The organism is Paenisporosarcina sp. P4_E4_2 (assembly GCF_056401595.1).
On record NZ_JBFUJC010000001.1, the window covers coordinates 110,380 to 134,721 of the forward strand.

The 24,342-nt window shown below is 33.7% G+C and carries 36 protein-coding genes; all 36 read left to right on the plus strand.

Features of this window, described 5'->3' with window-relative positions; all coding sequences use genetic code 11:
• The first annotated feature begins 188 nt into the window (after window positions 1-188).
• Window positions 189-1,862 carry a zinc-ribbon domain-containing protein gene (locus AC1DSB_RS00825; protein ID WP_477585434.1) on the plus strand — a complete coding sequence of 558 codons (1,674 nt, stop codon included), beginning with the start codon at window positions 189-191 and terminating at the stop codon, window positions 1,860-1,862.
• A complete protein-coding gene (gene dnaE, locus AC1DSB_RS00830; protein ID WP_477585455.1) occupies window positions 1,855-5,730 on the plus strand; it encodes a DNA polymerase III subunit alpha in 3,876 nt (1,291 codons plus the stop codon). The genes AC1DSB_RS00825 and dnaE overlap by 8 nt, the downstream gene beginning before the upstream one ends.
• A gap of 114 nt (window positions 5,731-5,844) precedes the next feature.
• Entirely contained in the window at window positions 5,845-6,570 is a 726-nt protein-coding gene (locus AC1DSB_RS00835; protein WP_477533243.1) for a 3D domain-containing protein, read from the plus strand.
• A gap of 34 nt (window positions 6,571-6,604) precedes the next feature.
• Window positions 6,605-6,811: a hypothetical protein gene (locus AC1DSB_RS00840; protein WP_477533242.1), complete on the plus strand. Its 207-nt coding sequence runs from the start codon at window positions 6,605-6,607 to the stop codon at window positions 6,809-6,811.
• 3 nt (window positions 6,812-6,814) lie between these two features.
• Window positions 6,815-7,012: a hypothetical protein gene (locus AC1DSB_RS00845; RefSeq protein ID WP_477533241.1), complete on the plus strand. Its 198-nt coding sequence runs from the start codon at window positions 6,815-6,817 to the stop codon at window positions 7,010-7,012.
• Window positions 6,999-7,187 (plus strand): hypothetical protein, encoded by a 189-nt coding sequence (locus AC1DSB_RS00850; RefSeq protein WP_477533240.1) that lies wholly within the window; start codon window positions 6,999-7,001, stop codon window positions 7,185-7,187. Before AC1DSB_RS00845 ends, AC1DSB_RS00850 begins: the two co-directional genes overlap by 14 nt.
• Window positions 7,184-7,468: a hypothetical protein gene (locus tag AC1DSB_RS00855; protein ID WP_477533239.1), complete on the plus strand. Its 285-nt coding sequence runs from the start codon at window positions 7,184-7,186 to the stop codon at window positions 7,466-7,468. The genes AC1DSB_RS00850 and AC1DSB_RS00855 overlap by 4 nt, the downstream gene beginning before the upstream one ends.
• Before the next feature lie 297 nt (window positions 7,469-7,765).
• Window positions 7,766-7,987, plus strand: a complete 222-nt coding sequence (locus tag AC1DSB_RS00860) for a hypothetical protein (RefSeq protein ID WP_477533251.1) — start codon at window positions 7,766-7,768, stop codon at window positions 7,985-7,987.
• Window positions 7,988-8,044: 57 nt separating this feature from the next.
• The gene (locus AC1DSB_RS00865) at window positions 8,045-8,239 is read left to right on the plus strand and encodes a hypothetical protein (protein ID WP_477533250.1); all 195 of its coding nucleotides are present in this window, start codon (window positions 8,045-8,047) and stop codon (window positions 8,237-8,239) included.
• 44 nt (window positions 8,240-8,283) lie between these two features.
• Complete coding sequence (locus AC1DSB_RS00870; protein WP_477533249.1) at window positions 8,284-8,520, plus strand: hypothetical protein; 237 nt, start codon at window positions 8,284-8,286, stop codon at window positions 8,518-8,520.
• Between the two features lie 44 nt (window positions 8,521-8,564).
• A complete protein-coding gene (locus AC1DSB_RS00875) occupies window positions 8,565-9,062 on the plus strand; it encodes a hypothetical protein (protein ID WP_477533248.1) in 498 nt (165 codons plus the stop codon).
• Window positions 9,063-9,095: 33 nt separating this feature from the next.
• Window positions 9,096-9,323 (plus strand): hypothetical protein, encoded by a 228-nt coding sequence (locus AC1DSB_RS00880; protein WP_477533247.1) that lies wholly within the window; start codon window positions 9,096-9,098, stop codon window positions 9,321-9,323.
• A gap of 27 nt (window positions 9,324-9,350) precedes the next feature.
• On the plus strand, window positions 9,351-9,800 hold the full coding sequence (locus AC1DSB_RS00885; protein WP_477585436.1) for an HAD domain-containing protein: 450 nt from the start codon (window positions 9,351-9,353) through the stop codon (window positions 9,798-9,800).
• 20 nt (window positions 9,801-9,820) lie between these two features.
• Window positions 9,821-9,991, plus strand: a complete 171-nt coding sequence (locus AC1DSB_RS00890) for a hypothetical protein (protein ID WP_477533325.1) — start codon at window positions 9,821-9,823, stop codon at window positions 9,989-9,991.
• A 51-nt stretch (window positions 9,992-10,042) separates the two neighbouring features.
• Complete coding sequence (locus AC1DSB_RS00895) at window positions 10,043-10,231, plus strand: hypothetical protein (protein WP_477533326.1); 189 nt, start codon at window positions 10,043-10,045, stop codon at window positions 10,229-10,231.
• Window positions 10,232-10,267: 36 nt separating this feature from the next.
• Window positions 10,268-10,546, plus strand: a complete 279-nt coding sequence (locus AC1DSB_RS00900) for a hypothetical protein (RefSeq protein WP_477533327.1) — start codon at window positions 10,268-10,270, stop codon at window positions 10,544-10,546.
• On the plus strand, window positions 10,530-10,682 hold the full coding sequence (locus tag AC1DSB_RS00905; protein ID WP_477533328.1) for a hypothetical protein: 153 nt from the start codon (window positions 10,530-10,532) through the stop codon (window positions 10,680-10,682). The genes AC1DSB_RS00900 and AC1DSB_RS00905 overlap by 17 nt, the downstream gene beginning before the upstream one ends.
• 5 nt (window positions 10,683-10,687) lie before the next feature.
• Window positions 10,688-10,978, plus strand: coding sequence for a DNA ligase LigA-related protein (locus AC1DSB_RS00910; RefSeq protein ID WP_477533329.1), 291 nt, complete (start codon window positions 10,688-10,690; stop codon window positions 10,976-10,978).
• A gap of 69 nt (window positions 10,979-11,047) precedes the next feature.
• Window positions 11,048-11,464 (plus strand): hypothetical protein, encoded by a 417-nt coding sequence (locus tag AC1DSB_RS00915; protein ID WP_477585438.1) that lies wholly within the window; start codon window positions 11,048-11,050, stop codon window positions 11,462-11,464.
• A gap of 23 nt (window positions 11,465-11,487) precedes the next feature.
• Window positions 11,488-12,069, plus strand: a complete 582-nt coding sequence (locus tag AC1DSB_RS00920; protein WP_477533380.1) for an AAA family ATPase — start codon at window positions 11,488-11,490, stop codon at window positions 12,067-12,069.
• Entirely contained in the window at window positions 12,059-12,292 is a 234-nt protein-coding gene (locus AC1DSB_RS00925) for a hypothetical protein (RefSeq protein ID WP_477533381.1), read from the plus strand. Before AC1DSB_RS00920 ends, AC1DSB_RS00925 begins: the two co-directional genes overlap by 11 nt.
• Before the next feature lie 2 nt (window positions 12,293-12,294).
• Entirely contained in the window at window positions 12,295-12,660 is a 366-nt protein-coding gene (locus AC1DSB_RS00930; RefSeq protein ID WP_477585440.1) for a hypothetical protein, read from the plus strand.
• An 11-nt stretch (window positions 12,661-12,671) separates the two neighbouring features.
• A complete protein-coding gene (locus AC1DSB_RS00935; RefSeq protein ID WP_477585442.1) occupies window positions 12,672-12,869 on the plus strand; it encodes a hypothetical protein in 198 nt (65 codons plus the stop codon).
• Between the two features lie 143 nt (window positions 12,870-13,012).
• Window positions 13,013-15,316: a ribonucleoside-diphosphate reductase subunit alpha gene (locus AC1DSB_RS00940; RefSeq protein WP_477585443.1), complete on the plus strand. Its 2,304-nt coding sequence runs from the start codon at window positions 13,013-13,015 to the stop codon at window positions 15,314-15,316.
• Entirely contained in the window at window positions 15,316-15,765 is a 450-nt protein-coding gene (locus tag AC1DSB_RS00945; protein ID WP_477532841.1) for a flavodoxin domain-containing protein, read from the plus strand. The genes AC1DSB_RS00940 and AC1DSB_RS00945 overlap by 1 nt, the downstream gene beginning before the upstream one ends.
• On the plus strand, window positions 15,755-16,801 hold the full coding sequence (locus AC1DSB_RS00950; RefSeq protein WP_477532842.1) for a ribonucleotide-diphosphate reductase subunit beta: 1,047 nt from the start codon (window positions 15,755-15,757) through the stop codon (window positions 16,799-16,801). Before AC1DSB_RS00945 ends, AC1DSB_RS00950 begins: the two co-directional genes overlap by 11 nt.
• Before the next feature lie 18 nt (window positions 16,802-16,819).
• On the plus strand, window positions 16,820-17,062 hold the full coding sequence (locus AC1DSB_RS00955; RefSeq protein WP_477532843.1) for a thioredoxin family protein: 243 nt from the start codon (window positions 16,820-16,822) through the stop codon (window positions 17,060-17,062).
• A 35-nt stretch (window positions 17,063-17,097) separates the two neighbouring features.
• Window positions 17,098-17,715: a pyrophosphohydrolase domain-containing protein gene (locus AC1DSB_RS00960; RefSeq protein WP_477532844.1), complete on the plus strand. Its 618-nt coding sequence runs from the start codon at window positions 17,098-17,100 to the stop codon at window positions 17,713-17,715.
• Window positions 17,716-17,775: 60 nt separating this feature from the next.
• Window positions 17,776-18,357 (plus strand): sigma-70 family RNA polymerase sigma factor, encoded by a 582-nt coding sequence (locus tag AC1DSB_RS00965; RefSeq protein ID WP_477532845.1) that lies wholly within the window; start codon window positions 17,776-17,778, stop codon window positions 18,355-18,357.
• 57 nt (window positions 18,358-18,414) lie between these two features.
• On the plus strand, window positions 18,415-19,260 hold the full coding sequence (locus AC1DSB_RS00970) for a thymidylate synthase (protein WP_477532846.1): 846 nt from the start codon (window positions 18,415-18,417) through the stop codon (window positions 19,258-19,260).
• Between the two features lie 60 nt (window positions 19,261-19,320).
• Window positions 19,321-19,539, plus strand: coding sequence for a hypothetical protein (locus AC1DSB_RS00975; protein WP_477532847.1), 219 nt, complete (start codon window positions 19,321-19,323; stop codon window positions 19,537-19,539).
• Between the two features lie 76 nt (window positions 19,540-19,615).
• Window positions 19,616-20,116 carry an IDEAL domain-containing protein gene (locus AC1DSB_RS00980; RefSeq protein WP_477585445.1) on the plus strand — a complete coding sequence of 167 codons (501 nt, stop codon included), beginning with the start codon at window positions 19,616-19,618 and terminating at the stop codon, window positions 20,114-20,116.
• Window positions 20,117-20,184: 68 nt separating this feature from the next.
• Window positions 20,185-21,606 (plus strand): zinc-ribbon domain-containing protein, encoded by a 1,422-nt coding sequence (locus AC1DSB_RS00985; protein ID WP_477585447.1) that lies wholly within the window; start codon window positions 20,185-20,187, stop codon window positions 21,604-21,606.
• A 54-nt stretch (window positions 21,607-21,660) separates the two neighbouring features.
• Complete coding sequence (locus AC1DSB_RS00990) at window positions 21,661-22,176, plus strand: dihydrofolate reductase (protein WP_477585449.1); 516 nt, start codon at window positions 21,661-21,663, stop codon at window positions 22,174-22,176.
• Window positions 22,177-22,425: 249 nt separating this feature from the next.
• Window positions 22,426-22,854, plus strand: a complete 429-nt coding sequence (locus tag AC1DSB_RS00995) for a hypothetical protein (protein WP_477585451.1) — start codon at window positions 22,426-22,428, stop codon at window positions 22,852-22,854.
• Between the two features lie 6 nt (window positions 22,855-22,860).
• Window positions 22,861-24,342, plus strand: a 1,482-nt coding sequence (locus tag AC1DSB_RS01000; protein ID WP_477585453.1) for a recombinase family protein, incomplete at its 3' end; no start/stop codon positions are given.

Consider the following 24,342-nt stretch of genomic DNA (forward strand, 5'->3'; position numbering starts at 1 on the left):
GTAGCCTAGTTTTTCAGCGTTTTCAGCATATTTAATAAATTATAAAATAAATGCAAAATAAAACAACTCTTTTATTGGATAAATTTTCGTTTATTAGTTGTAATTAGTAAATTATAAGTATATAATAAGAGTGTAGTGATTAGATCGTTAATTGCTGCACTCATTTTTTGATATAAGGAGGGATTAGCTTGGTAATTGAAATGAGTGAAGTTAATGATACTGATACTGTTAATGAATTAATTATAAGAACAATTGATCCAACAATTGCATTAGCTGAGAATGCTATGTTGAGACATCGACCTGATTTGTTTGATGAATGGGATTTTGAGAAGAATGATGAGCTTGGATTGGATATTTATAAAATGACAAATGGAATGGATCGAAAAGTAAATTGGATATGTAAAGATTGTGGTAGTGATTATATATCAGCTATTTGCTATAGGAGTATAAGAAGTCACGGCTGTCATTATTGCTCTGGGATGAAGGTTAATCATACAAATTCATTAGAATCCTTAAGACCCGATTTGCTTAAAGAGTGGAATTTCAATAAAAATATAGATGTTACTCCAGATAAAGTTACAATAGGTAACAGTCTAAAAGTTTGGTGGAAATGTAATAAATGTAAGAGTGAATATGATATGAGAATAAATCATAAAGCTACTGGCATAAACTGCCCTTATTGCAGAGGCTATAGAGTTAACGAAACTAATTCTCTAAAGTCATTAAATCCATTACTTGCTAATGAGTGGCATCCAGTAAAAAACAGCTTATCTTCAAGCGATGTTACAGTAAGTTCTAATAAAAAGGTTTGGTGGCTAGGTGAATGTGGGCATGAATGGGAATCAAGCTTAGTAAATAGAAAGAAGGGCAATGGGTGTCCTATCTGTAGTGGGAAGAAAATTTTTATAGGTTTCAACGATATGTGGACTACGAATCCAGAATTGGCTAAGCTACTCGCTAATCCAGAAGATGGATATAAATACACTTTTATGAGCAATAAGAGAGTGGATTGGAAGTGTAATGTTTGTCAGGAGGTCATCAATAATAAGCAGATAAGTTCTATTTCTGTAAAAGGGTTATCTTGCTCTAGCTGTTCTGATGGAGTTAGTTATCCTGAGAAATTTCTATTTAATACTTTGAAGCAGACTAATATTAAAATACATCCACAAAAGAGATTTGACTGGTCAGATGGGAAGGTTTATGATTTTTATCTTCCTGATTTAAATACTATTATTGAAGTACACGGACTTCAGCATTATGAAAGAAGACTAAATAGAGGTGGTAGAAACCTCAAAGAAGAACAAGAAAACGATAAACTGAAGTTTGCTTTAGCAAAAAATAACAGTATTGAAAATTATATTGTTATAGATGCTAGAATTTCTGACAAAGGCTACATTATTAAAAGTATTTGCTTAAGCGAATTATCAAAGATTCTACCTTTAAAGAGCATTGATTGGATTAAGGTTCAAGAAGATTCTATAGCCTCGATAATAAAAAAGGCTTATGAGCTATGGAACTCAGAAATAAATTCTTTAGAAGAAATTGTAGAATTATTAGGAGTATCGGTAGGGACATTAAGAAGATATCTAAGAGGAGGAAATAAAAATGGATTCTGTAAATTCCCTAGAATCTCTAAAGCTCATTCAGTAAGAGAGTCTGTTCGAAGGAGTGTAGTCCAATTAGATTTAGATGGTAATTATGTTAATGAATACGATGCTGTTGTAGACGCCTCTAGAGCTATAGGAAGCAAAGCATCGTTAATATCAGCATGTTGCAAAGGCAAAGCTAAAACAGCATATGGATTTAAATGGGTTTATAAAGAAGATTATTATAAGGAGGTAAACAATATTGTCAATGATTAATCTCCATTCTCACAGTGACATATCCAATATTCGATTAATCGACTCCTTAGCAAAAGTAGAGGATTTAATACAAACCGCAGCAGATTTAGGCTTAAGCGGTGTAGCCTTGACGGAGCATGAGTCAACGGGATCGCATATTCGTGGAATACAAAAGGTTAGAGAGCTTAAAGCGAAAGGTAAGATACCGAGTGACTTCCGTTTGATTCTTGGAAATGAAATTTATTTAATTTCAAATTTAGAGGAGACTCGTGATAATTATCAGTCGGGCATCACAAAATTTCCACATTTTCTCCTTCTCGCTAAAGACTCAATTGGACACTTAGCACTCAGAAAGCTCTCTAGTCAGGCTTGGAAGAACAGTTTCTATACAGGATTAATGGAAAGAGTGCCTACAACTAAAGCACACTTAGAAAAAATCATTAGAGAGTATCCTAATAAGCTAATTGGCAGTTCTGCTTGTTTGGGATCGGAAAGCTCAATTCACATTTTGAATGGTGAATATGATAAAGCCAAAGAATTTCTGGAATGGTGTGCAGATTTGTTTGGAGAAAACAATTTTTATTTAGAATTACAACCATCTCGTAGCGATGAGCAACGAAAAGTAAATCATAAGCTCATTGAGTTTTCGAAAGAATTAAAATTGCCATTGATTATTACAACAGATGCTCACTATTTAAGACCAGAAGATGCTGAAATTCATGCAGCTTTCCTTAATTCTAAAAATGCAGAGCGAGAAGTAATGAGCTTCTATGAATCTTGCTATCTGCACACAAAAGAGGAAATTTACGCAAAACTTGATTACATTGATGAATCAATTATAACTGAAGCTCTATTAAACACTTTGAGAATAGGAGATTCTATAGAAGATTACACTTTAGAATCCCCTACCGTGATTCCGAAAATTGAGTTACCAGATTTTGAAGTGTCCCATATTTTTAAAGATGGATATGAACGTTACCCATACATCAAAAAAATGGCTTTCTCAGACAATGAGCAGGACAGATACTTAATACATCTTGTAGAGAAGGGTTTTGTAGAATTAATATATACACCCCAAATAACTAAAGAAGAATTTCATGAAACATTAGCAAGGATTAATTTGGAATTGGGAGAGCTTTGGGAAATTTCTATTAAGATGGGGCAGTCAATGGGTTCGTATTATGTAACGGTTCAAGAAATAATTTCCATCGCTTGGGCGGATTCTTGCGGAGATGAAAGTCGTGATGAAGGAACGCTAGTAGGAGTTGGTCGAGGATCAGCTTCAGGCTACCTTTTGAATTATTTATTAAAAATAACAGCCATACATCCTCTGAAATACGGAGTTGAAATGCCACACTGGAGACACCTAGAGCAGATGAGGGGTGATGTTTCAGCATTGGACATTGACGTTGATGTGAGTCCACATCGCAGACCTGCAATGTTCAAGCGAATGAAAGAAAGATTTTCGGAATCGAGAGTAGCTCAAGTTGCAACATTCGGAACTGAGGGTTCGAAATCAGCTATTCAAACTGCGTGTCGAGGATTGGGGTACGACTTAGAGATTGGTCAATATATCAGTTCACTTATTCCGTTCGAACGTGGGGAGAACTTTACAATCAACGAATGTTTGGTAGGAGACATCGAAAAAGATCGAAAGCCAGTCAAGGAATTTATTAGGGAAATTGAAAAGTATCCAAAACTAAAAGAGACGGCTTTAAAAATTGAAGGTCTTGTGAATAAACGAAGCATCCATGCAGGGGGAATTATTTTGACTAACTCACCTCTTGAGGAGAGTGGTTTGTGCTTTATGACCGCCCCTAACGGAACTCTGACAACCCAAACGAATTTGGATGATTGTCAAGCTGCTGGAGCAATAAAATATGACATTCTTGGAGTTAATAATATAGCTAAAATCCAAGAATCATTAAATATTATGATTGATGAAGGTTTAGTTGAATGGAAAGGAACGCTGAGAAAAACGTTTGATGCCTACCTCAGACCAGAAAGATTTGATCTAAACGACTCTGAAATATACGAACTATTAGGAAAAGCTGAAATTCCTGACTTGTTCCAGTTTGATACAAAGTTAGCAAATCAAGCTCTCATGAAAGCCAAGCCAAGCAACCTTATTGAAATGGCAGCGGTAAACAGTCTTATGAGACTAATGGGTAATAGTAGTGAATCGCCAGTAGATACTTTTGCTAGGTTTAAAAATGACATTTCACTTTGGTATGATGAAATGAAATCCTATGGTCTTAATGAGGATGAAATAAAAATCATGGAAAAACATCTACTTCAAATTTCAGGAATTGCCGACACTCAGGAAGCGATTATGCTCATCAGTATGGATGAGAAGATAGCCAACTTCGATATTGTGGAAGCAAACGTTCTTCGCAAAGCAGTAGCAAAGAAGAAGGAAGAGATTTTTGAAAAAGCAAGAGTCAACTTCTTTAAAAAAGGTAGAGAGATTGGCACAAGTGAGAACCTATTGAAGTATGTATGGGATGTTCAAATTAGTCGTCAGAAATCGTATTCTTTTAGTATTTTACACACTATCGCATACTCAATTATTGGAATTCAAAATATTTTAATCGTATCTAAGTACAGTCCTATTATTTGGCACACTGCATGTCTTACTATTAACAGCGGATCATTGGAAGTTGAAGAGGGAACAAAAGGCAAGAGTACAAAATATGGGAAAATTGCTAGTGCAATCGGAACACTTAAATCCTATTCTGTCAATGTAGAATTGCCTCTTATTAATAGTGCGAAATTTGGCTTTACTCCAGACTTAAAAAGAGACAGAATCATCTTCTCGCTCAAAGGAATTAATGGAATCGGGGACGATATTTCACATGAAATTATCAAAAACAGACCATATAAATCATTTGAGGACTTTCACACTCGTATGTATCAGACAAAAATTATTGCAAAAGCACAGTTCATTAAGCTAATTAAAGCAGGAGCGTTTAATGAATTTGATGCTCAAATTGAGATTATGAAACAGTTTTTGATTAAAGAAGTTGATGTGAAGGAGTCTTTAAACGGACAGAATCTGCCGAGAGTCATATCGCTGGGGCTTTTAGATACTCCTGAGTTAATTAAGTATAAGCATTTATACAATTTCAAAAATCACATTAATAAAAGTGTGCATGAAGTAGTAGAAAAACCTAAAGACAAGATTCTAATACTTGATTCATACTCTCAATCATTCTTTTTCAACAACTTTACAGATGAGTCAATTGTAGGTTGGGACGGGGATAAGCCACTCATATCTGAGAAGAAGTTTAAAAAAGAGTATGATAAGCAGATGGGGTATTTCATGGAGATGATGAATGGTAGCGAGTTTTTAAGAAGCTATAACATTGCACAATTTCATGAACAGTGGAGAGAATGTGCGGAAGGCTCAATTGCGAAATGGCAAATGGATTCAGTCAGCTATTACGCAGAGAAGCATGAGCTAGATGGCATTAATAGTGATAGATACGGGATTGTAAACTTCTCTGACTTACCTGAAGAGCCAGTTGTTCTTAGTGAGAAGGTAAGTAATAATGGGCGAGTGCATAAGAATTTGCAACTGTATACCATCGCTGGGACGGTTTTGGATAAGACACCAACAAAAAATGTAATTACAATTTTATCCAAAGACAATTCTGTTGTGACCTGTAAAATGTGGTCTCAAAACTTTAGCCATTACAATCGACAAATTAAAATTAACGGAAAAATCACTTCTAAGTCTTGGTTTGGAAGAGGTAGACTAGTTATCCTCCAAGGCTATCGGAGAGGAGATCAGTTTTTTGTGAAATCAGAACGTGATGGACATTCCATTCAATTAATTACGGAGGTGAGGTCAGATGGTACTTTAGGGTTGCAATCAGAAAGAGTATAACAAACAAATCCAAAATCAGAAGGGAAGATGAGCTTAAACTTGCAAAGTGGATGCACTAGAGTAGTCTAGTTATTAATATCCACAATGAAGTATGTGAGTTATTAAGTGTAGTATATGAACAATTTGAAATTAAAAGCATTATTCACGGTATTAATCACATGGGGTGTTATCCTATTATTCACCTTATCAAATGAACAAAATGAATCAGAAGAAAATAAAATTTCAAATAAATCAATTATAAGTGTTGACAACGGAATTGGTAACATATACTATGAGTATACAGACGATTTACAGCTAATTAAAACTTACCAATTAGCACAATATCAACAAGAATTAAAAGTTAAAAGAATCGCAGCAGAAAAGTTAGCTAAAGAGAAGAGGATTGCCGAGGAAAAAAGAAAAGTTGAATTAGCCAAAGTTGCAGAAGAGAAACGAGTCGCTGATCTAATCGCTAAGCGTGAAGCCAAGAACAAAGAAAAGTTGAAGAATAACCAGAATCAAGTTGCAAGTATCAGTCGTGGACAAAGCAGCAATGTTAAAACTTATGTATATGTTGTTACTGCTTATACAGCAGGTGTCGAATCAACTGGTAAAAGCAAAGGCGATAAAGACTATGGTATAACAGCTTCAGGTGAAGACGTTTATCAAGGACGAACATTATCGTGTCCTAAATCAATTCCTTTTGGAACTAAGATCGAAATTGAAGGCTATGGTGTTCGGATATGTGAAGATAGAGGAGCACACATAGTAAATGGACGATTAGACATCTACATGGAGAGATTGTATGATGCACAACAATTTGGTAGACAGAAATTGCAAGTTAAAATTTACTCAAAATAATAAACTATAATACAAAAAAGAGGAGAAGATTAAAATGAACAACTACCAACAACACATTAACAATCTATTAACGAAAGATGAGACTGGCTTATTGTCCAGTTTCGTTCTTCAGCTAGACAGTATTTTATCAGAGAATAGACTTACTACTGACACTGAACACAAATTAGTGGGAGAGACGATTAATTTCCTACATGATTTACTCAACAGTGGTTATCTATTAGAAGAATCAGGAACTTACTAATTTATGAAATTACAATACAACATTAGATTTGTAGAGCAAGTTGAATCATTAAATGACATTAATGATGAGACATTCAGATTAATTAAACAGGATTTGAAACGTAAGATTTACAACTATTTAACTTATGCTGGATTACAAATTGACGGTGAGATTGAATTGGAATTCGACATGATTGGAGATGACGGAATTGAAACATGGTAAATTGGCTGAGGTATTAGAAGGTCAGCATGGCTTTGAAATTGGGGAAGTGGTCACATTCATTGGAATGACTTATGAGGAGTATTGCGAGGAAGAGGTTCACATATTTAAAGCTGAAGATGGAAGAGTCCAACATCTAATTGAATGCGAATTTAAATGGTTGGAGGTATCTGCATGAAATATTATGTGAGAACTGATTTAAGCAAGAAAGAAATTCAAACTTATAATGGTGATGAGAATTTTCGTGACATGGTTAAGCGTAAAGCAGCAGTGGAATTATCCAAGCATATTGTTGAGCGATTAAGTGAAGAAGTTGAAGAGAGCCAAATATTTGAAGCAGATGAAGCTGATATTTCCAGTGTAAAGTTTTCGGTTAACTTGTTTAGCGATGACGAATTACTAAAATATAAGTACAGTGCTATTGAGGAATTTTTAAAAGGTAAGAGCTATCGAATTTAAAGGGTTTTAAATTAATAAATTATAATCAAATAAAACTCACAATTTATCGAATAGTAGACCAATACGAGGAGGGAACAAGAATGACTGAATGGCTAGATGCGAGTGAAAATGAAGATGGTATCAAAACAATCGCAATAGAAAATATAGATGGAGTTAAAGGATACGCAAGATTTATCGGGTAGAAACAGGTTCATTGCCTTATACAATGAGGGTATCGCCTTTATTGGTTAAGAAGGTTTCTGCATAGACAGATGATAAAGTAAAAAGATAGTTTTATTTGAGAATAGGAGGAAGAGAATGTACAACACACATGGAGAACTATTTGAACGGTTTGTATTATTAGGTAGGAAGTTTCAGCAGTTAGGAAGCATCGTACAAAATAGTGGTCAAACAACTACACATGATGAGTTAGATCAGTTTGAACACAACCTTGAAAGACTGTTAGTTGAAATGAAAAAACTGAGTTTGCATACTGTAGCATTTTATCAGCGTTCAAATTTAATTGAAGAAGATAAGTAAGTATAATCTAAAACAATCATTTTATTTATAAATACAAACATAAAAGGAGAATGAAAAATGAAAAGAGTAACTATGTGGGAAAAATTGAAATTACAAATTGACAATCTGGAGCTTATGGCACAGCAACATAACGAAGGGGCTGACGTAAGCAACTCTGTTTATTGGCAAGTTGAATACTTGAATGAATTGCTATCTAGTGTAGAAAGCCATCTTGGAGCAGATACGATCAGAAATGCATACAAGGAACTGTAAAATCTAAGTTTTATTGTCAATTATCAAAAGGAAGGAGATTAAACATGTCATTTGAAAACGAAGAATTAGCCTTGGTTAAACAGCTATATGTTAACAATGGAGAGTACGATTTTGATAATGAGAAAGATGCAGAAAAATTCGCTAAAGATTTGCTTTATCATATTAGTGAAGAATACAGCTCAGAGGGCTACTACCATAAATACAAAACTCTAAAATCCTTTATTTACACTCATCACTCAGACACAATCGCTTACAATTTATACGAAGGAGAATATGAGTAAGAACTTTAAAACACGAATTTTAATAGGAAGGGGAGTGGAAGTTGATGACTGTTTTGTTTGCAATAATACCTCTGATATTGCTGATAGTATTTTTCATCATCATAGGAATTGATATAACACTTGAAAATAAATCGCCATTGTTTCATCTAAAAGGAATGTCCAGATACAACCATTTATATAGACATGATAAATGTGAAAGGCTGTTTAGGTTTTATCAACTCGATCTTTATCACAAAAGACATGGAGAAGATAAGTGTCCCCATTGCGAAGAAAAAATCAGCACGTATCGGTCAACTTTGTCACCAACAAACGATTCAATTTATGGAAGCAAAAGAATAAAAGATGTAGCACAATGGATGGACTATCACACAGACTGCCCAAAACTAAGTTGGAAAGAAAAATTTAAAATGGCAAACACTCTTTCATTGATGAATAAAATAGCATCGGAGCAAAAAGGAATTAGAGAATTTGAAGAGTATAATAAGCTCAAAGTCGATTTGAAATGGATTGAAAACTTGAACAAAAGTGAAAATAAACTATAAATTAAAACGAATCTTTTAATGGGAGGGGTAAATATGAAAATCTATTTGGTTGATGAAGACAATGGGGAACAGTATGGTGACAATATCCACTATGTAACCAATGCATTTAAGTCATACAGATCAGCTTCACAATATTTGCTTGATGAAGGATACAAACCTCATCCGTATGAATCAATAGATAATGGCGACTGGAAAATTAACTTTTATTTCGAAGATGACTGGGGCTATGCAGATATTATTGAAATGGAACTACAGGATTAAAACTTTAATTTTAACTGGAGGTGAACAATGAAACTAATTTTCCTAGATATAGATGGTGTAATGAACAATCAAACTGAAGCAAAAAAGTCTAAATTACATGAATCACTTGAGTTTGCTCCTAGTTGTGTAAAAAACCTAAAACGGATTATTGCTGAAACTGATGGTGACACAAAAATTGTCGTGTCTTCTACATGGAGACTTGGAGAAACAGTTGAATCAATGAAAGAACGTATTTTCAAGCATTATGGACTTGATGAATACGTGATCGGACTAACCCCTCATTATAGAGAAACAATCCGAGGACTAGAAATTGCTGACTATCTTGCTAACATGTTTACAGAAATTATCTGGAATATTGTGATTTTAGATGACGACAGTGATATGGGAAGCCTGTTGAAGTATCATGTTAAGACCAATCACATTTACGGACTAACAGAAAAAGATGCAGAAAAAGCAATCGCAATACTTAACAAGTAAATTATGAGGTGAACGAACAAATGAACAACGGACGACACGTCTTAGATAGCGATGATAAATTTATTCTAACTCGAATCAAAGCACAACTAACAGACGCAATTAATTCACTGAAGAAACGCAATGTCAGACACGTTAATATTGAGATCGAGCTGCATAGTCACATTAAAAACGTATTAAATGAAGGAAAATAAAAACACACTTTTATTGGACAGTAGACAACAAAAAGCGAAGGAGTGAAGAAGATGAAAAAGCGAAGTTATTTTGTTTGGTTTAAAACCGAAGACAGCGTGATTGTAAACGTAAAAGACGATGTGAACAGACCAAACAATGATGATTGCGATACTGTATTGCAGAAATGGATTCATGAAAATTATGGTGATGAACCTTACGAATATTTCGAGTTGGATAGCGTTCCAATCGAAGAGATTTAATGAACAGTACAACGACAAAGCAAAGGAGGACAGCAAGTGTTAACAAATAATACGATTAACGCTATTATCCATGAAGTAAACGTTGCTCACAGTATTGATTGTAGCCAACATGCACGTTATCATATCGCAAAGCAATGCAACAACATGAAAAGTGAAGCAAATAAAACTGAAAAGAAGTGGAATGAGTTAGGCATATGGTTAAAACATAATCCTGATGCAACTGTGGATGAAATACAAATTATAAGAGAAAAACTAAATCGAAGCGAATATGTCAGAGATTTAAGGGGTGGATTCACTAATGGACTTAATAGTTAAATTGAACTTCAGCTTTGATGAAATGGATGATTGTTCAGAGGAAGAAATCAAGAATTATCTGCTCACAGCATTAGAAAGTGGTGCTGAATCTACATCATGTGAGATAAGAGTAAGCACAGTTGAGTTTGTAAAATGAAATCAATGGAAGATATAAGCAGCAAAATTACACGATTACGACATCAATTACTGGTTCATTCATGTCTGTATTATCGGTTCAATACGAATATCATATCCGATCATAAGTTTGATGAGATATCTAATGAGCTGGTCAAATTACAAACACAATATCCATACGTTGCTTCAGAATGTATTTATCATGAACACTTTAAAGGATTTGACGGATCAAGTGGATATGATTTGCCTTACCATTTAGATGAAGTTATACAGAGGACACTGAAATTATTAAATTACCATAATAGGAAAAATAATTAATCTTTATCCTTGCAATTAGTAAATTATAAGTGTGCAATTAATAGTATATTAAGGAAATGAGGGATAACAATGACAGTGCAAGTATTGGAAATTGAATTGGCTGCTAGGCAATTACATGAGGCAATGGAACGTGTTCCGAGTCAAATTGTACGACTAGAAAAAGAAATCACTTTATGCCAACAAGAAGTTTCAGATTTACTCCATCTTATTGAGTTGTCAAACTTTAACGCTTCTGAAGGATATCGTATGAGTAAAGAATTACAAATCACCCTCGAAAGAAGACGTCATTGTAAAGATGAATTAGAATCACTAAAACAACTGGAAGAAAAATTGAAGAAACATCGACCAATAAAAGACCAAACTAATATGATCAATCTTACTATTCAAGCCCGTAAGCAGGTGTTAGCTACAAGAACCTACTCTCCAAGGGTTCGCTCAGACTTGATTGAGCGATTTAATAAATGCAAAATAGTAAATTATAATTAAAAACATAGGAAGGGTGATGACAATTGGGGATTAAAATTGCTCTAATATCTCCAGCAGGGGGAGGTAAGGACTTCATTGCAGATTATCTTTGTAGCAAGTATGGTTTTGAGCGATATGCATTTGCTGACAACGTAAAAGCTGTAGCAAAGCAGTGGTTTCCTGATGTGTACTTTGATGAAAATAAAAAGCCTAGAGCACTGCTACAACACATCGGAACTAGTTTTAGAGAAATTGATCCTGATATTTGGATTAAATCAATGTTGGACAACATGGACAATGAAGCTGAAGAAAGAAAAAAACTTCGATATGCCTGTGAGAATATTGTTGTAACAGACTGTAGGATGCCTAATGAATATGAAGCATTAAAGAATAAAGGTTTTATCTTTATCAGAATTGACGTGAATGATGAAGAAAGAATAAAGCGATTAATAGCAAGAGGTGATGTTTTCTCAGAAGATGACCTAAATCACCATACTGAGAAGTTTTATGACACATTTGAATGTGACTATTCACTCTTTAATTATGGCAGTAAAGAGTTAGCGTTTGCTTCTACAGATGGAATAATTGAGTTGATTTCTCAAAGAGAACAAGCCTATGCTAATTGACATCCTAATATTTGTACTAGCTACTGCTGGATTTATTTCATTAATATCGCTAGTTTATTATCATTTTGAATACAAGAAAGCAAGTCGTGCAGAAATATTTGTATCAGGTTACAACTTAGAATTATTAGACCAGAAGAAGGTAGCTGCTCAAATGATTGCTATACTTACACTTTCTTCTGCGATGATTTTAGCAATACTAAAACAACATTACACAGGGGGTTAATTATGGAGAAGAAAACAGAAGTGTATCAAACGGAAACAGAAATATTAGGATTGTTTGGATTAGTCGCATTACAGTTTGGGTCAATATTCTACAAAATCTTCCTAGCAATGTTGACATGGAATATGTTTGTATCCGACTTTACAATTACGATGGGTTACTGGCAGATGTTTTTAGCCACTATGGTATTCAATTTTATGTTTGGTGGATTGCACAATAAGCTGGAAGTTTTGGCTAAGATTAATCAAGTTTCGGGCAAACGTGCGAAGGTAAAATTAGGAGTAAGCGAATCATATAAAGTAATAATTAAATCGTTGTTGATTAACACAATTGCATTTGCAATTCTTTACATCATTTATTTAATAATCTAGGAGGTGATTAATTGAATTACTTTTCACATCGAGATAAGGTTGCTGAGCTATATGAAATACACAAAGAAGCAATATCGGATAAATTAGAAACAGCAATGGATCATGGTTACAAACTTGCAGTATTGTTTGGTCAGATTGAAGATGAAAAGCTGTTAGATGAATTAAATTATCATTTGGCTAAGATTTTAGAAAATATTGAAGACGTGTAAATTATACCTACTATATATTGTGTTAGCTATTTAAAGTGTACACTATATGTTGTGTTTGGAGGTGGAAATTATGCAATAAAAGTTAAGTTTTATCGGTTATTCTAAATTAATAAATTATAATGCAAAGCGAAGGGAAATGAAAAATGACAACTATTACAAAAAACAAAGGTTCACGCAAACTAGAATACAATGAAACTCGTTTAATGAGTTATATTGACAGTATCTTAAATGAGTTCGAGAATATTCCGCAGAAAGAAAAAGACAACTACAAGAAAAAGATTAATAATTCTATTGTTAAAGTAGATGAAATTAGAGCAGCAGAAATCACCAATCGTTTAATCTTAGATGCTTTAGATAACATGTCAAGAGAATCAACCGATTGGACTTTCGTTGCCAGCCGATTTTACTTAAACAAATTATATAAAGAAGCTTCATACAATCGTGCGTATGACTCAAGTGAGAAGTATGGTAGCTTAATTGGTTTATTAAAAACACTTGGAGAAATGAATATCTATTCTGAAGATATTTTAAAATACTACTCAAAAGAAGAAATTAAGTTGGCTCAAAGTTGGATTGACCCTACTAAAGATCATCTGTTTAATTACATTGGTCTAAAAACATTGGCAGATAGATACTTGGCAACTGACCATAACAAACGCATATACGAGTTACCACAAGAGCGATATATGGTAATCGCTTTAGCTATTATGTGTTTAGAACCTAAAGAAAAACGAATGGATTATGTTAAAGAATCCTATTGGGCAATGTCCAATCACTATATGACAGTAGCTACTCCAACATGGTCTAATGCTGGTAAATCACACGGACAATTATCATCATGTTTCATTGATACTGTAGAAGACAGTCTGCAAGGTATTTATGATTCCAATACAGATGTAGCTAAAATTTCTAAGTTTGGTGGAGGAATTGGAACATACATGGGCAAGGTACGTTCTAAATCTTCTAGTATCAGAGGATTCAAAGGGGCTTCTGGAGGAGTTATCCCTTGGATGAAACAATTAAATAACACTTCTGTAGCAGTTGATCAATTAGGAGTTAGACAAGGGGCAATAAATGTAACGTTAGATGTTTGGCATAAAGATATTTATTCATTCCTTGAAGCTAAATTAAACAATGGAGATGAGCGACTTCGTACTCACGATTTATTCTTATCGGCTAGTGTTCCAGATTTATTCATGGAAGCTGTAGAAAAACGTACTGACTGGTATCTATTTGATCCTCATGAAGTTAAAGAGGTTATGGGTTATTCTTTAGAAGATTCTTATGATGAAGAAAAAGGCAAAGGATCATTCCGTGATAAATATGATGAGTGTGTTCGCAATAATGATTTATCTAAAGTAAAAGTACTTGCAATTGATATCATGAAGAAAATTATGAAGGCTCAGCTAGAAACAGGAGCAATGTTCATTTTCTATCGTGACACTGTGAATCGAATGAATCCAAATAAACACGCTGGAATGATTTATTCATCCAATCTCTGTATGGAAATTACCCAAAATATGTCAGCAACAATTGTAACCGAAGAAAACTTAACAGAAGATGGATTTATTATTATTACTAAAAAAGCAGGGGATTTCGTTGTATGCAACTTATCATCAATCCACTTAGGAAATGCAGAAAAAGATGACATTTTAGATCGACTGATTCCTATTCAAGTTAGAATGTTAGACAACACAATTGATGTAAATAAGTTGCCCGTCGAACAAGCTAAACGTACTAATAAACGATATCGTTCAATTGGTTTAGGTGGTTTTTCTTATCATCATTGGTTAGCCTTAAAAGGTTTGCATTGGGCTACTCTTGAAGCAATCGAAGCTACTGACCATTTGTACGAGAAAATTAACTATCTAACTATAAAAGCTTCTCATGAATTAGCAGTAGAAAAAGGTTCATATCCACTATTTGAAGGTTCAGATTGGAATACAGGAGAGTATTTCGAGCTACGTGGTTACGGAAAACAAGATGACAATAACCGTTTAGTTAGCAACGAGCAGTGGATTAAATTAGCAAACGATGTCACTACAAAAGGCATTCGTAATGCATACCTTCTTGCTACAGCACCAAATGGTTCAACTGCAATCTTAACTAATGGTACTCCAACGATTGATCCAATTTTTAACCAATTCTACTATGAAGAAAAGAAAGACTATAAGATTCCAGTTGTTGTTCCTGATTTAAATCCTGCAACAAACTTCTATTATAATAACGCATTTAGTTTAAATCAACATGGCTCAATTAAACAAGCTGCGGCAAGACAGAGACATATTGATCAGTCACAATCATTTAATCTATATGTTAAGAATGACATTAAAGCTAAAGAGTTGCTATCACTTCTAACTGAAGCATGGGAACAAGGTCTGAAAACAATCTACTATGTACGTTCAACCACTACGAACATTATAGAATGCGAACACTGTGGATCGTAATGAAATACGCAATTGTTCATGTCTCATATGGTGGAAACACTAGAGACTTGGCTAATTATTTAGCTAATCTACTTGAATTGTGTGGACATTTAGTTCACACATATTCAGTTCGAGATAAACTGGATTTAAATCAATATGATTATATTCTATTTGGTAGCTTAACTTGGACTAACGGAAGCCTTCCAATACAAATGAGGAAATATCTTAAGCGAATATTAATTGACACTTCATATGAATTTAAATATTGTTCTGTATTTGGGACAGGAGAAACTCAATGGGGAGAAAAGATGTATTGCAAAGCTGTTGACGAGATGGAATATCACCTGAAAAAACATAGAAAAATTGTTCAAATGAAATTAAAAATTGAACAAAATCCAATCGGAAAAGAAATGCAAACTATTAAATTTGTCCAAGAATTAATGAAAGAGGTAGAAATTATTGAACATTAATCGTGTAAAGCTATTTGATCCATCAAAACAAAATAGACCAAATGCAATAATTAACGGAGAATCAAGTGGTGTGTTGAACTGGGATGACATTAAGTATCCTCAATTTTATAGTATTTATAAGGCTTTATTAGCTAACTTTTGGACTCCATTTGAAATAAATATGACATCTGACTCAAAGCAATATAAGAGTGATTTAACTGAAGCTGAACGAGACGCATTCCGAAATATTATTGGATTGTTGGCAATTTTGGATTCAGTTCAACCAAAATTTTTCAGTGGAGTCCAGAACTATTTGTCTGATGACTCTATCCGTGATGCATTAATTGTAGCTGCTCAACAAGAAGTAGTACACAACCATTCATATTCATACACTTTATCTTCCGTAGAGGATGAGAAAAATCAAGATATTGCATTCCAAGTTGCCCGTACCGAGAAAGAAGTATATGAACGTAACGCTCTCGTCATTGAACATTACGAAAATTTTTTAAATGACAACAATCTTGAAAACTTAATCAAAGGTTTGATCGCTTCAATTGTATTAGAAGGTATTAATTTCTATTCAGCTTTTGCCTTTTTCTACAATTTAGCAAGACATCAAAAAATGGTTGGGACATCTACCATGATTAGTTATATTCAAAGAGACGAGTTGGTGCATCAATTTTTAGTGGCTCAGGTTATTAAGCTATTAATTGAAGAAAATAAAGACGAAATTACCTTTGATGTTACGGAATTTTCACACGAGCTATTTAAGGATGCTGTTAAAAAAGAAAACGAATGGTCTCGACATGTACTAGCAGATATCACTGATATCGATTTAGATGAAATGGAAGGATATATCAAATACCGAGCTAATAAATGTCTTTCAATGATTAATGTAACACCAATTTATGAAGATGTTGATGAGAATTCAATGAAATGGATTAGAGCATATGTTAGTGAAGGAGTAGATCAGGACTTAACAAAAACTGACTTCTTCGAACAAAAATCAAGACAGTACGCAAAAATTAATGATGACAATGGATTTGACGACCTATAAAATTGGAGGAAATAAACAATGACAAAACTAATTAAACTTTACAAAGATAATTGCAATCCTTGCACTATGGTAGACGGACTATTAAAAGATGCAGGGGTTGAACATGAATCATTTAATATTATGCAGAACACTGATTTAGCTGTAAAGTACGGAATCATGTCTGTGCCTGTAGTTGTTTTACTAGATGACAATGGAAACGAAATCGCACGCTCTACTGGCTTCAATCCACCAGAGCTAAACAAATTAATCGCACAACTTTAATAAATAAATTATAAACAAAAGGGGATATTCAAAGTATGACATTCGTAAAAATTCAGTTAGGTGACATCGTATTCGATAAGCTTCAGAAGATTGACGGTAAGGTTGCTTTTATTAATCATCAAAACAATACTGCAAAAGTTGAGGTAATTACTAATCAGAACAAGGAGACAGGTGAGAGAACTACGAAGCTAGTTGAATCCAAGTTATTTAATCTGGTAGTAGTTGAAGGAACAAAAAAACTTAAACACGACTTTAACTTATGGCACACATGGGTAAAAACATTCCATCAAACTTTCGGTCAACCATCTCCAGATAAGCCAACGATGTTAACTCTTGAACGTATCAAAGCTCGTAACTCATGGATGATTGAAGAGTGTGAGGAAATGGAAGAAGCTAAAACACTTGAAGACCAAGTAGATGCAGCAATTGATAAGCTATATTTTGCATTAGGAGACTGTGTTGAATTAGGAATCAAACCTCATAATCTGTTGAAGATTGTACAGTCAGCAAATATGGGTAAGTTACACAATGTAAATGGCAAGATGATCCCCGTTTATAAGGAAGATGGCAAGATTAAAAAACCTGACAATTGGGAAGCAGACTTCGCACCAGAACCATTTTTAGTTAAAGAAATTGAGCGTCAGCTTAAATAAATTATAAAAACAGAATAGAGGAGGGGTAACACCCTTCTCATATTAATTAGGAGGAAGAATATGCAGAGATTAGACAGAGATGCAGAGAAATTATATATGCAACATGAGAAATTAGTCAAAGAAACACTTACATGGAACTTTCCCAATCATCAATCATTTGCAAAAACACATGGATTAGAAAAAGATGACTTGTTGCAACTAGGTAAAATTGGACTGTTTAAAGCAACTAAAGACTACAATTCTGCAAAAGGTGCTTCATTTGAAACTTATGCGAGAAAGAAAATCCTCTACACAATTATGACTGAGGCAAAGAAATACAGTATTAACAATAAAAATAATCGCACATATGATTTAGCTGAGAAGACTTCAATGGAGTATCCACTAGCAACAACAGATGGAGATGTAGTCGATTTACATGATGTAGTGGAAGCTGACAATAATTCATTTGATGAAATTGAATTAGATATGATGATTAAAGAAATATCAGAACTTGTATCAGAGGATGTAGTAGAAGCTGTAAAAATGAGATGTTACTTATACACCTTTGAAGAAATTGGTACAGTATTAGAAATGTCGCCTCAAGGTGTACAAAAAATGCTGAAAAAGAATCGGGAAGTTTTATCCAATTACTTACTTGCTTAAACTTAATTAGTAAATTATAATGTTATTATACATTTAGAATATATTGGAGATGGTGAATTGAGCTACATTGACGACATTTTTATTATAGATTTACAGGACATTTTAGGACAGGAATGGGAATCTGATAACCGAGCAAAGTGGAAAGATGGTTCTCCTGTTAAAACTAAACGCATTATTCAAAGTGTGAATACCTATGACTTATCAAAAGGGTTTCCTATTATGTCATTGCGTGAAATCAACTGGAAGCTACCAATTGATGAAATCATTTGGATTATGATTCAACAGTCTAATAACATTAAAGATTTGAAATCAAAGATATGGAATAGTTGGGCAAATGATAAAGGTGAGATTGCTAAGGCTTATGGTCATCAAATTGGAAAGCCCACAATGGGACATCCAAGTCAATTACACTATGTTATTCATGAGCTAAAGACCAATCCTACTTCAAGACGGATTATGATGAACATGTTTAATGCTGAGGATCAATTAACTAAAGCAACTGAAAGTCTAATTGAATGTGCATATGCTACTCATTTTTCAGCAAAAGGTGGCAAACTGCATATGACATTAATTCAGCGCAGTGGAGATTTTCTCACAGCAGCAGGAAGTGGTGGATGGAATCTTACTCAATACGCTTTCTTACAACATGCAATTGCACAAGAAGTTGGACTATCTGTAGGCAACCTAACTCACTTTGTACAGGACTTGCACTTATATAATAAGCATGATGAACAGGCGTTAGAGTTGATGAACAGATACTTTAACTCTGAAGATCATTTCTACAATGAATTGCCGACATTAAAAATTGCAGATAAACCCATATTTGAATTGACTGCTGATGATGTTGAATTAATTGGCTACAATCATATGGGCAAAATCAAACGATTGGATGTAGCGATTTAAAAAGCAAGTTTTATCACCATTTAATATTAGGCTGCGACCTACACAAAAGGAGTAAAGAAAATGACAAAAAAATTCCATGTGTTTTTTGTTGAGAATGGACTTACAGATGATGCAAAATTATCTGACGTGCAATATCTTCCATTAGTACCGAATAGAGGCGATATTTTAACATGGCAAGGAAAAACTTATTCTATTGATGCTGTTGCACATGAAATTAGAGACAACGAAAAGATTGGCTATGTAGTCTATCTATATATTAGTGAAGCTAAAAAAGGATAGAGAATAGACAATAGAAAACTCTGGGATGGCTTAATCGAGTCGTCCCAATCTTTTAAACAAATAGATGATTGGGGGATTGGAAATTGCTATGGAGAATGTCAAGACTGTCATTGATGAATGTGCAGTAATTTTGAGCAACATCTCAGACTTAGATTACAAAACGACAAAAGAAATTTTGTTTCAAATAAAAAATGAATTTGACATAGAAACGAGAGAAGGAATTTACGGCTTTGTAAATAATTTAAATGAGCTTCAGAATAACTATCCAGTTCCTTTAAGTTGGCTTAGTAAACCAACTATAGAGCAATCAATAAATTTTAGCGTTTCAGCATATCAGGCGATTAATAGCAATAAATTAACTCCAGAATCAGGAGAGTTTTTGATACATGCTATGAAGTCAATTTACGACATGCGGTCTGATGAAAGTTTATTAAGAATTAATGAGAGTAAAAGGATATCAGAATTATTAATTAGCCAGTTAGAAAACGAAAACTTTAAAAGGTTGATTAATATGGCTTTAGATAGTGGAAACAAAGAACTGTTTATGAAATTGACTACTAAGAAAATAAATAATTGAAAAAATAATCGGAGAACTGATCAGTATTAATGTGTAGCTACACCTCCTGACGGGGAGGAAATTGAAGAATGTGCAAAAGAGTGTTTGATGAAAAGATTGAGCTAAAAGACAATGCAATGCTAAAGGCAAGACCTGGGCTTTTTTATGAATGGGATTTTAGTAAGAATGATGAATTGGGGCTTGATGTTTATAAGGCGACTAAGGGAACGCATAAAATTGTATGGTGGCTGTGTCCAAAGTGTGAAAGTCCTTATGATATGGAAGTAAGTAGTAGAACAAGGGGGAGCAATTGCCCATATTGTAAAGGACTAAGAGTTAATAACACTAATTCATTAGCAGCTTTAAGACCTGAAATATCAATACAATGGCATCCAACTAAAAATGGGTACTTAACACCAAAAGATGTTCCATGTGGGACAAATAAAGAAGTCTGGTGGAAGTGTCCTAAACATAAAGAACACTCATACAAAGATAAAATTGCAAATAGGACGAGACTTCATACTAATTGCCCCTATTGTTCCAATAATAGGATATTAATAGGGTTTAATGACATGTGGACGACTAACCCAATCTTGGCATCTATGTTGTTAAATATTGAAGACGGATATAAGTATACTCAAGGTTCTAAAGTACGAGTCGATTGGCGTTGCTCTGGATGCAATATAAGTATAAAGAATAAAAAAATACATGTAATTAAAAAGCACGGTATCCGATGCTTTCAATGTTCTGATGGAAAATCCTATGGAGAAAAATTTATATACAATATTTTAAGAGAAACCAATACGGAATTTAAATGGGAAAAATCATTTGAATGGTCTAATGGCAAAAGATACGATTTTTATTTACCTGAATTAAACGCACTTATCGAAGTGCATGGTGAACAGCATTATAAAAAAGGATTTGAAACAATGGGAGGAAGAAGTCTTCAAGAAGAGAAAGCGAATGACATACTAAAAAGAGAACAAGCAATTAAAAGCGGATATATTTATTTTGAAATCAATGCTATGGATGAAAACAACATTAAAAATGAAGTAATATCAAGCCAACTACATCGCATTATTAACATGACAAATATTAATTGGGGTAAAGTTCACAAATTGTCATCAAGGTCATTAACTATTGAGACATTGAATTTATGGAATTGTGGGAACAGCGTTTCTGATATTATAGAAAAACTTCAATTGTCACGAACAACCATAATCAAATATTTAAAAAAATCGACACATGCTGGGATTTGTAACTATGATCCAAAACTAGAATTAATAAAAACTGTGACGGAAAATGGGAAAAGAAATAATAAACCTCTAGCTCAGTTAAGCATGAGTGGAAAATTAATAAAAGTGTGGGCTAGTGCAAAAGAAGCGAATTTAGTTTTGAACATCGGAAAACCCTGTATATCAGCAGTCTGCAAAGGAAATCAAAAATCAGCAGGTGGCTTCAAATGGATGTACAAAGAGGACTATGACAAACTCATAGCAGAACAGGATTAGTCTGTTTCAATTGCTATTTAATTAATAAATTATAATCAAAAAGGGGTTTAAACCATGAGTATTAAGCTAATTTGTGCCGTAGATTCAAATTGGGCGATAGGCAATAAAAACCAACTTTTATTCGCTATTCCACAAGATTTAATACGATTTAAGCAACTAACTGAAAACCAATTCTGCATCTTCGGGCGAAACACATTTGAAAGTATTCTGAATTACAATAATGGAAAACCACTATCCGATCGAACGAACGTGGTCTTGACTCGTAATCGTAAATATGATTCTCCTATCGGTGTTTATAAATCGGATTCTGTTGAGCATATTCTTAATCATTACAATAGCGGAAAACAACACAAGGATATCATGGTGTGTGGAGGAAGCGATATTTATAATCAGTTTATGTCATATGCAGATGAAGTTTTAATTACCTATATAGATGCTCAAGCACCACAAGCTGACACATATTTCAATCGTGAAGTATTAGAGAAGGATTTTTATATTGCAGGATCAGAGAAGAATTATTGTGAGACGAATTATGTTGATTTCTATTATGTGACTTATAAACGTAAATGATTAATTTCAGTGGTTGTTTAATTAATAAATTATAATATAAAAAGGAGTAAATAGAAATGATTAGAGACAATGAAGAAGTCATACAAAAACTAAATGAAGAAATCGCTAAGCTGGACTTAACGGAGTTTCTAATTAAACTAGATAGCGAAATACAATCGAAAATAACTCTTGAGTGAGAAGTATTAATTTACTTCTCACTCCTTTTTTAATATGATAAAACAAAATGGGATTTGGTAGGTGATACGCTATATGAGAGCTAATTGGTCGGAAGAAGAATCAAGGTTACTACAAAAAATCTACCCACTTAAGACATCGAATGAACTAGCAGAGATATTTCCACAATATAATAACACACAAATTTTACGGAAAGCCAAGCAACTTGGGGTTAAGAAGAAAAAAGAAGTGTCCTACAAATCAAGACTAGAAAACTCGATTATCCAAAGAAATGATTTGTGGTCAGACAATGAGAGAAAGTTAGTCATTGAAAAATATGAGACACATGGAGCTAGAGGGGTTAAGCAATTATTAAACAACACTAGGTCGGAAGAACAAATAAAAAAGATGGCAAACAAGCTAGGAATTACACGGAAATCAACTAATATAATTTGGGAACAATCAAACGTTGTTGTCTCACAGGACAGGTTATTTTCAGTCCAAATCACTTACAAGGGGAGTTGATGAACGATGAAAACTTTTTACAACCAACCAGAAGCAATTAAGGCGATTAAAAATGTTGCAATTTATGCAAGGCTATCCAGAGACAATGAAAAGGACAGTGACTTAGAAAAACATCTTTTAGCAATGAGAGACTGCTGCAATCATTACGGATGGAACGCTGTAGAGTACCATGAAATCGGATCAGGTGAATCCATAGCAGATAGAACTGTTATACAAAGACTTCTTCATGAAGTAAAAGAAGGTGTCTTTGACGCTGTTGTTGTATTTGAATTTGATCGGCTAGGAAGAGGTAGCGGAACAGACCAAGATACAATTAAATACACTTTTAGAAATAGTGACACATTGGTTGTTGTTGTAAATTCATTTCACATATTAGACCCCAACAATGAAAGAGATGAAGATTCAATTGCTTGGAAAGGTTTCATGGCACATCAAGAATACAGAACAATAACGAAACGTTTAGCCTCTGGTAGAAGGATTGCATTACAAATGGGGAGATGGGCAATTGGGACTGCTCCTTATGGCTATGACTATGATGCCAAATTAAAAGGTTTGATACCAAACAGAGAACAGTCAGAGATTTATCAAAAGATGATAGTCCAAGATTATTTAAGTGGTAAATCAACATACGATATCGCTTCTAAATTGAATAAGAAGAACATACCTTCACCTAGAAATGTACTGTGGAATAATCAGACGGTAAGAAATCTCTTAAAAAGCGAAGTTTATCTAGGTCACATTATTTATAACAAATCAGAAGGGGTTCGAACATCACAAACTAAATCGACGACTAAGAAGCCATTTAAACAAAAAAGTAGAGATGAATGGGTTACAATGGAAAATTGTCATCAAGCAATAAAGACACTAGAAGAGCATAATGAAATCTTAAGGTTGATGAGCAATAAGACTCGACATAATAAAAGTGGAGTTAATGCGTTAACAGGACTAATTAAATGTTTTAGTTGCTCAAAAACACTGACACTACAAAAAGAGAAGGACAAGTTATTTATCAAAAAATGCAACAATTGCAATCAATGTAAAGGGGGAGATATTGATATAGTCAATGATGCGATTTTTAAGTCATTAAGTGCAATCAAAAATAATCTTATAAGTATGGATTCAAATCATTCTAATGAACTTGAGAAGAGCAAACTGTTGGAGGATATCGAAGAATTGTATAAACAAATTGCTATTCACAGAAAAGCAATAGCTAGAATTGAAAAAGCATACGAAGAAGAAATTTATACTGCTGAAAAGATGAAAGAAAACACTAAAAGTAGGCAAATTGAAATTTTTAATATTGAGACTGAAGTTAAACAAAAGACAATACAACTGAAGAGCATTTCTCAAATTTCAAATGAGGAAAGAATTAAGAAAATTGATGATTTCCATAATCAAATATCCTACACTAAGGACTCTAAAACAATGAATTCAATCTATAAAAAAATCATTGATTCTGTAATTTGGGAACGGACAGAGCTGTATGAT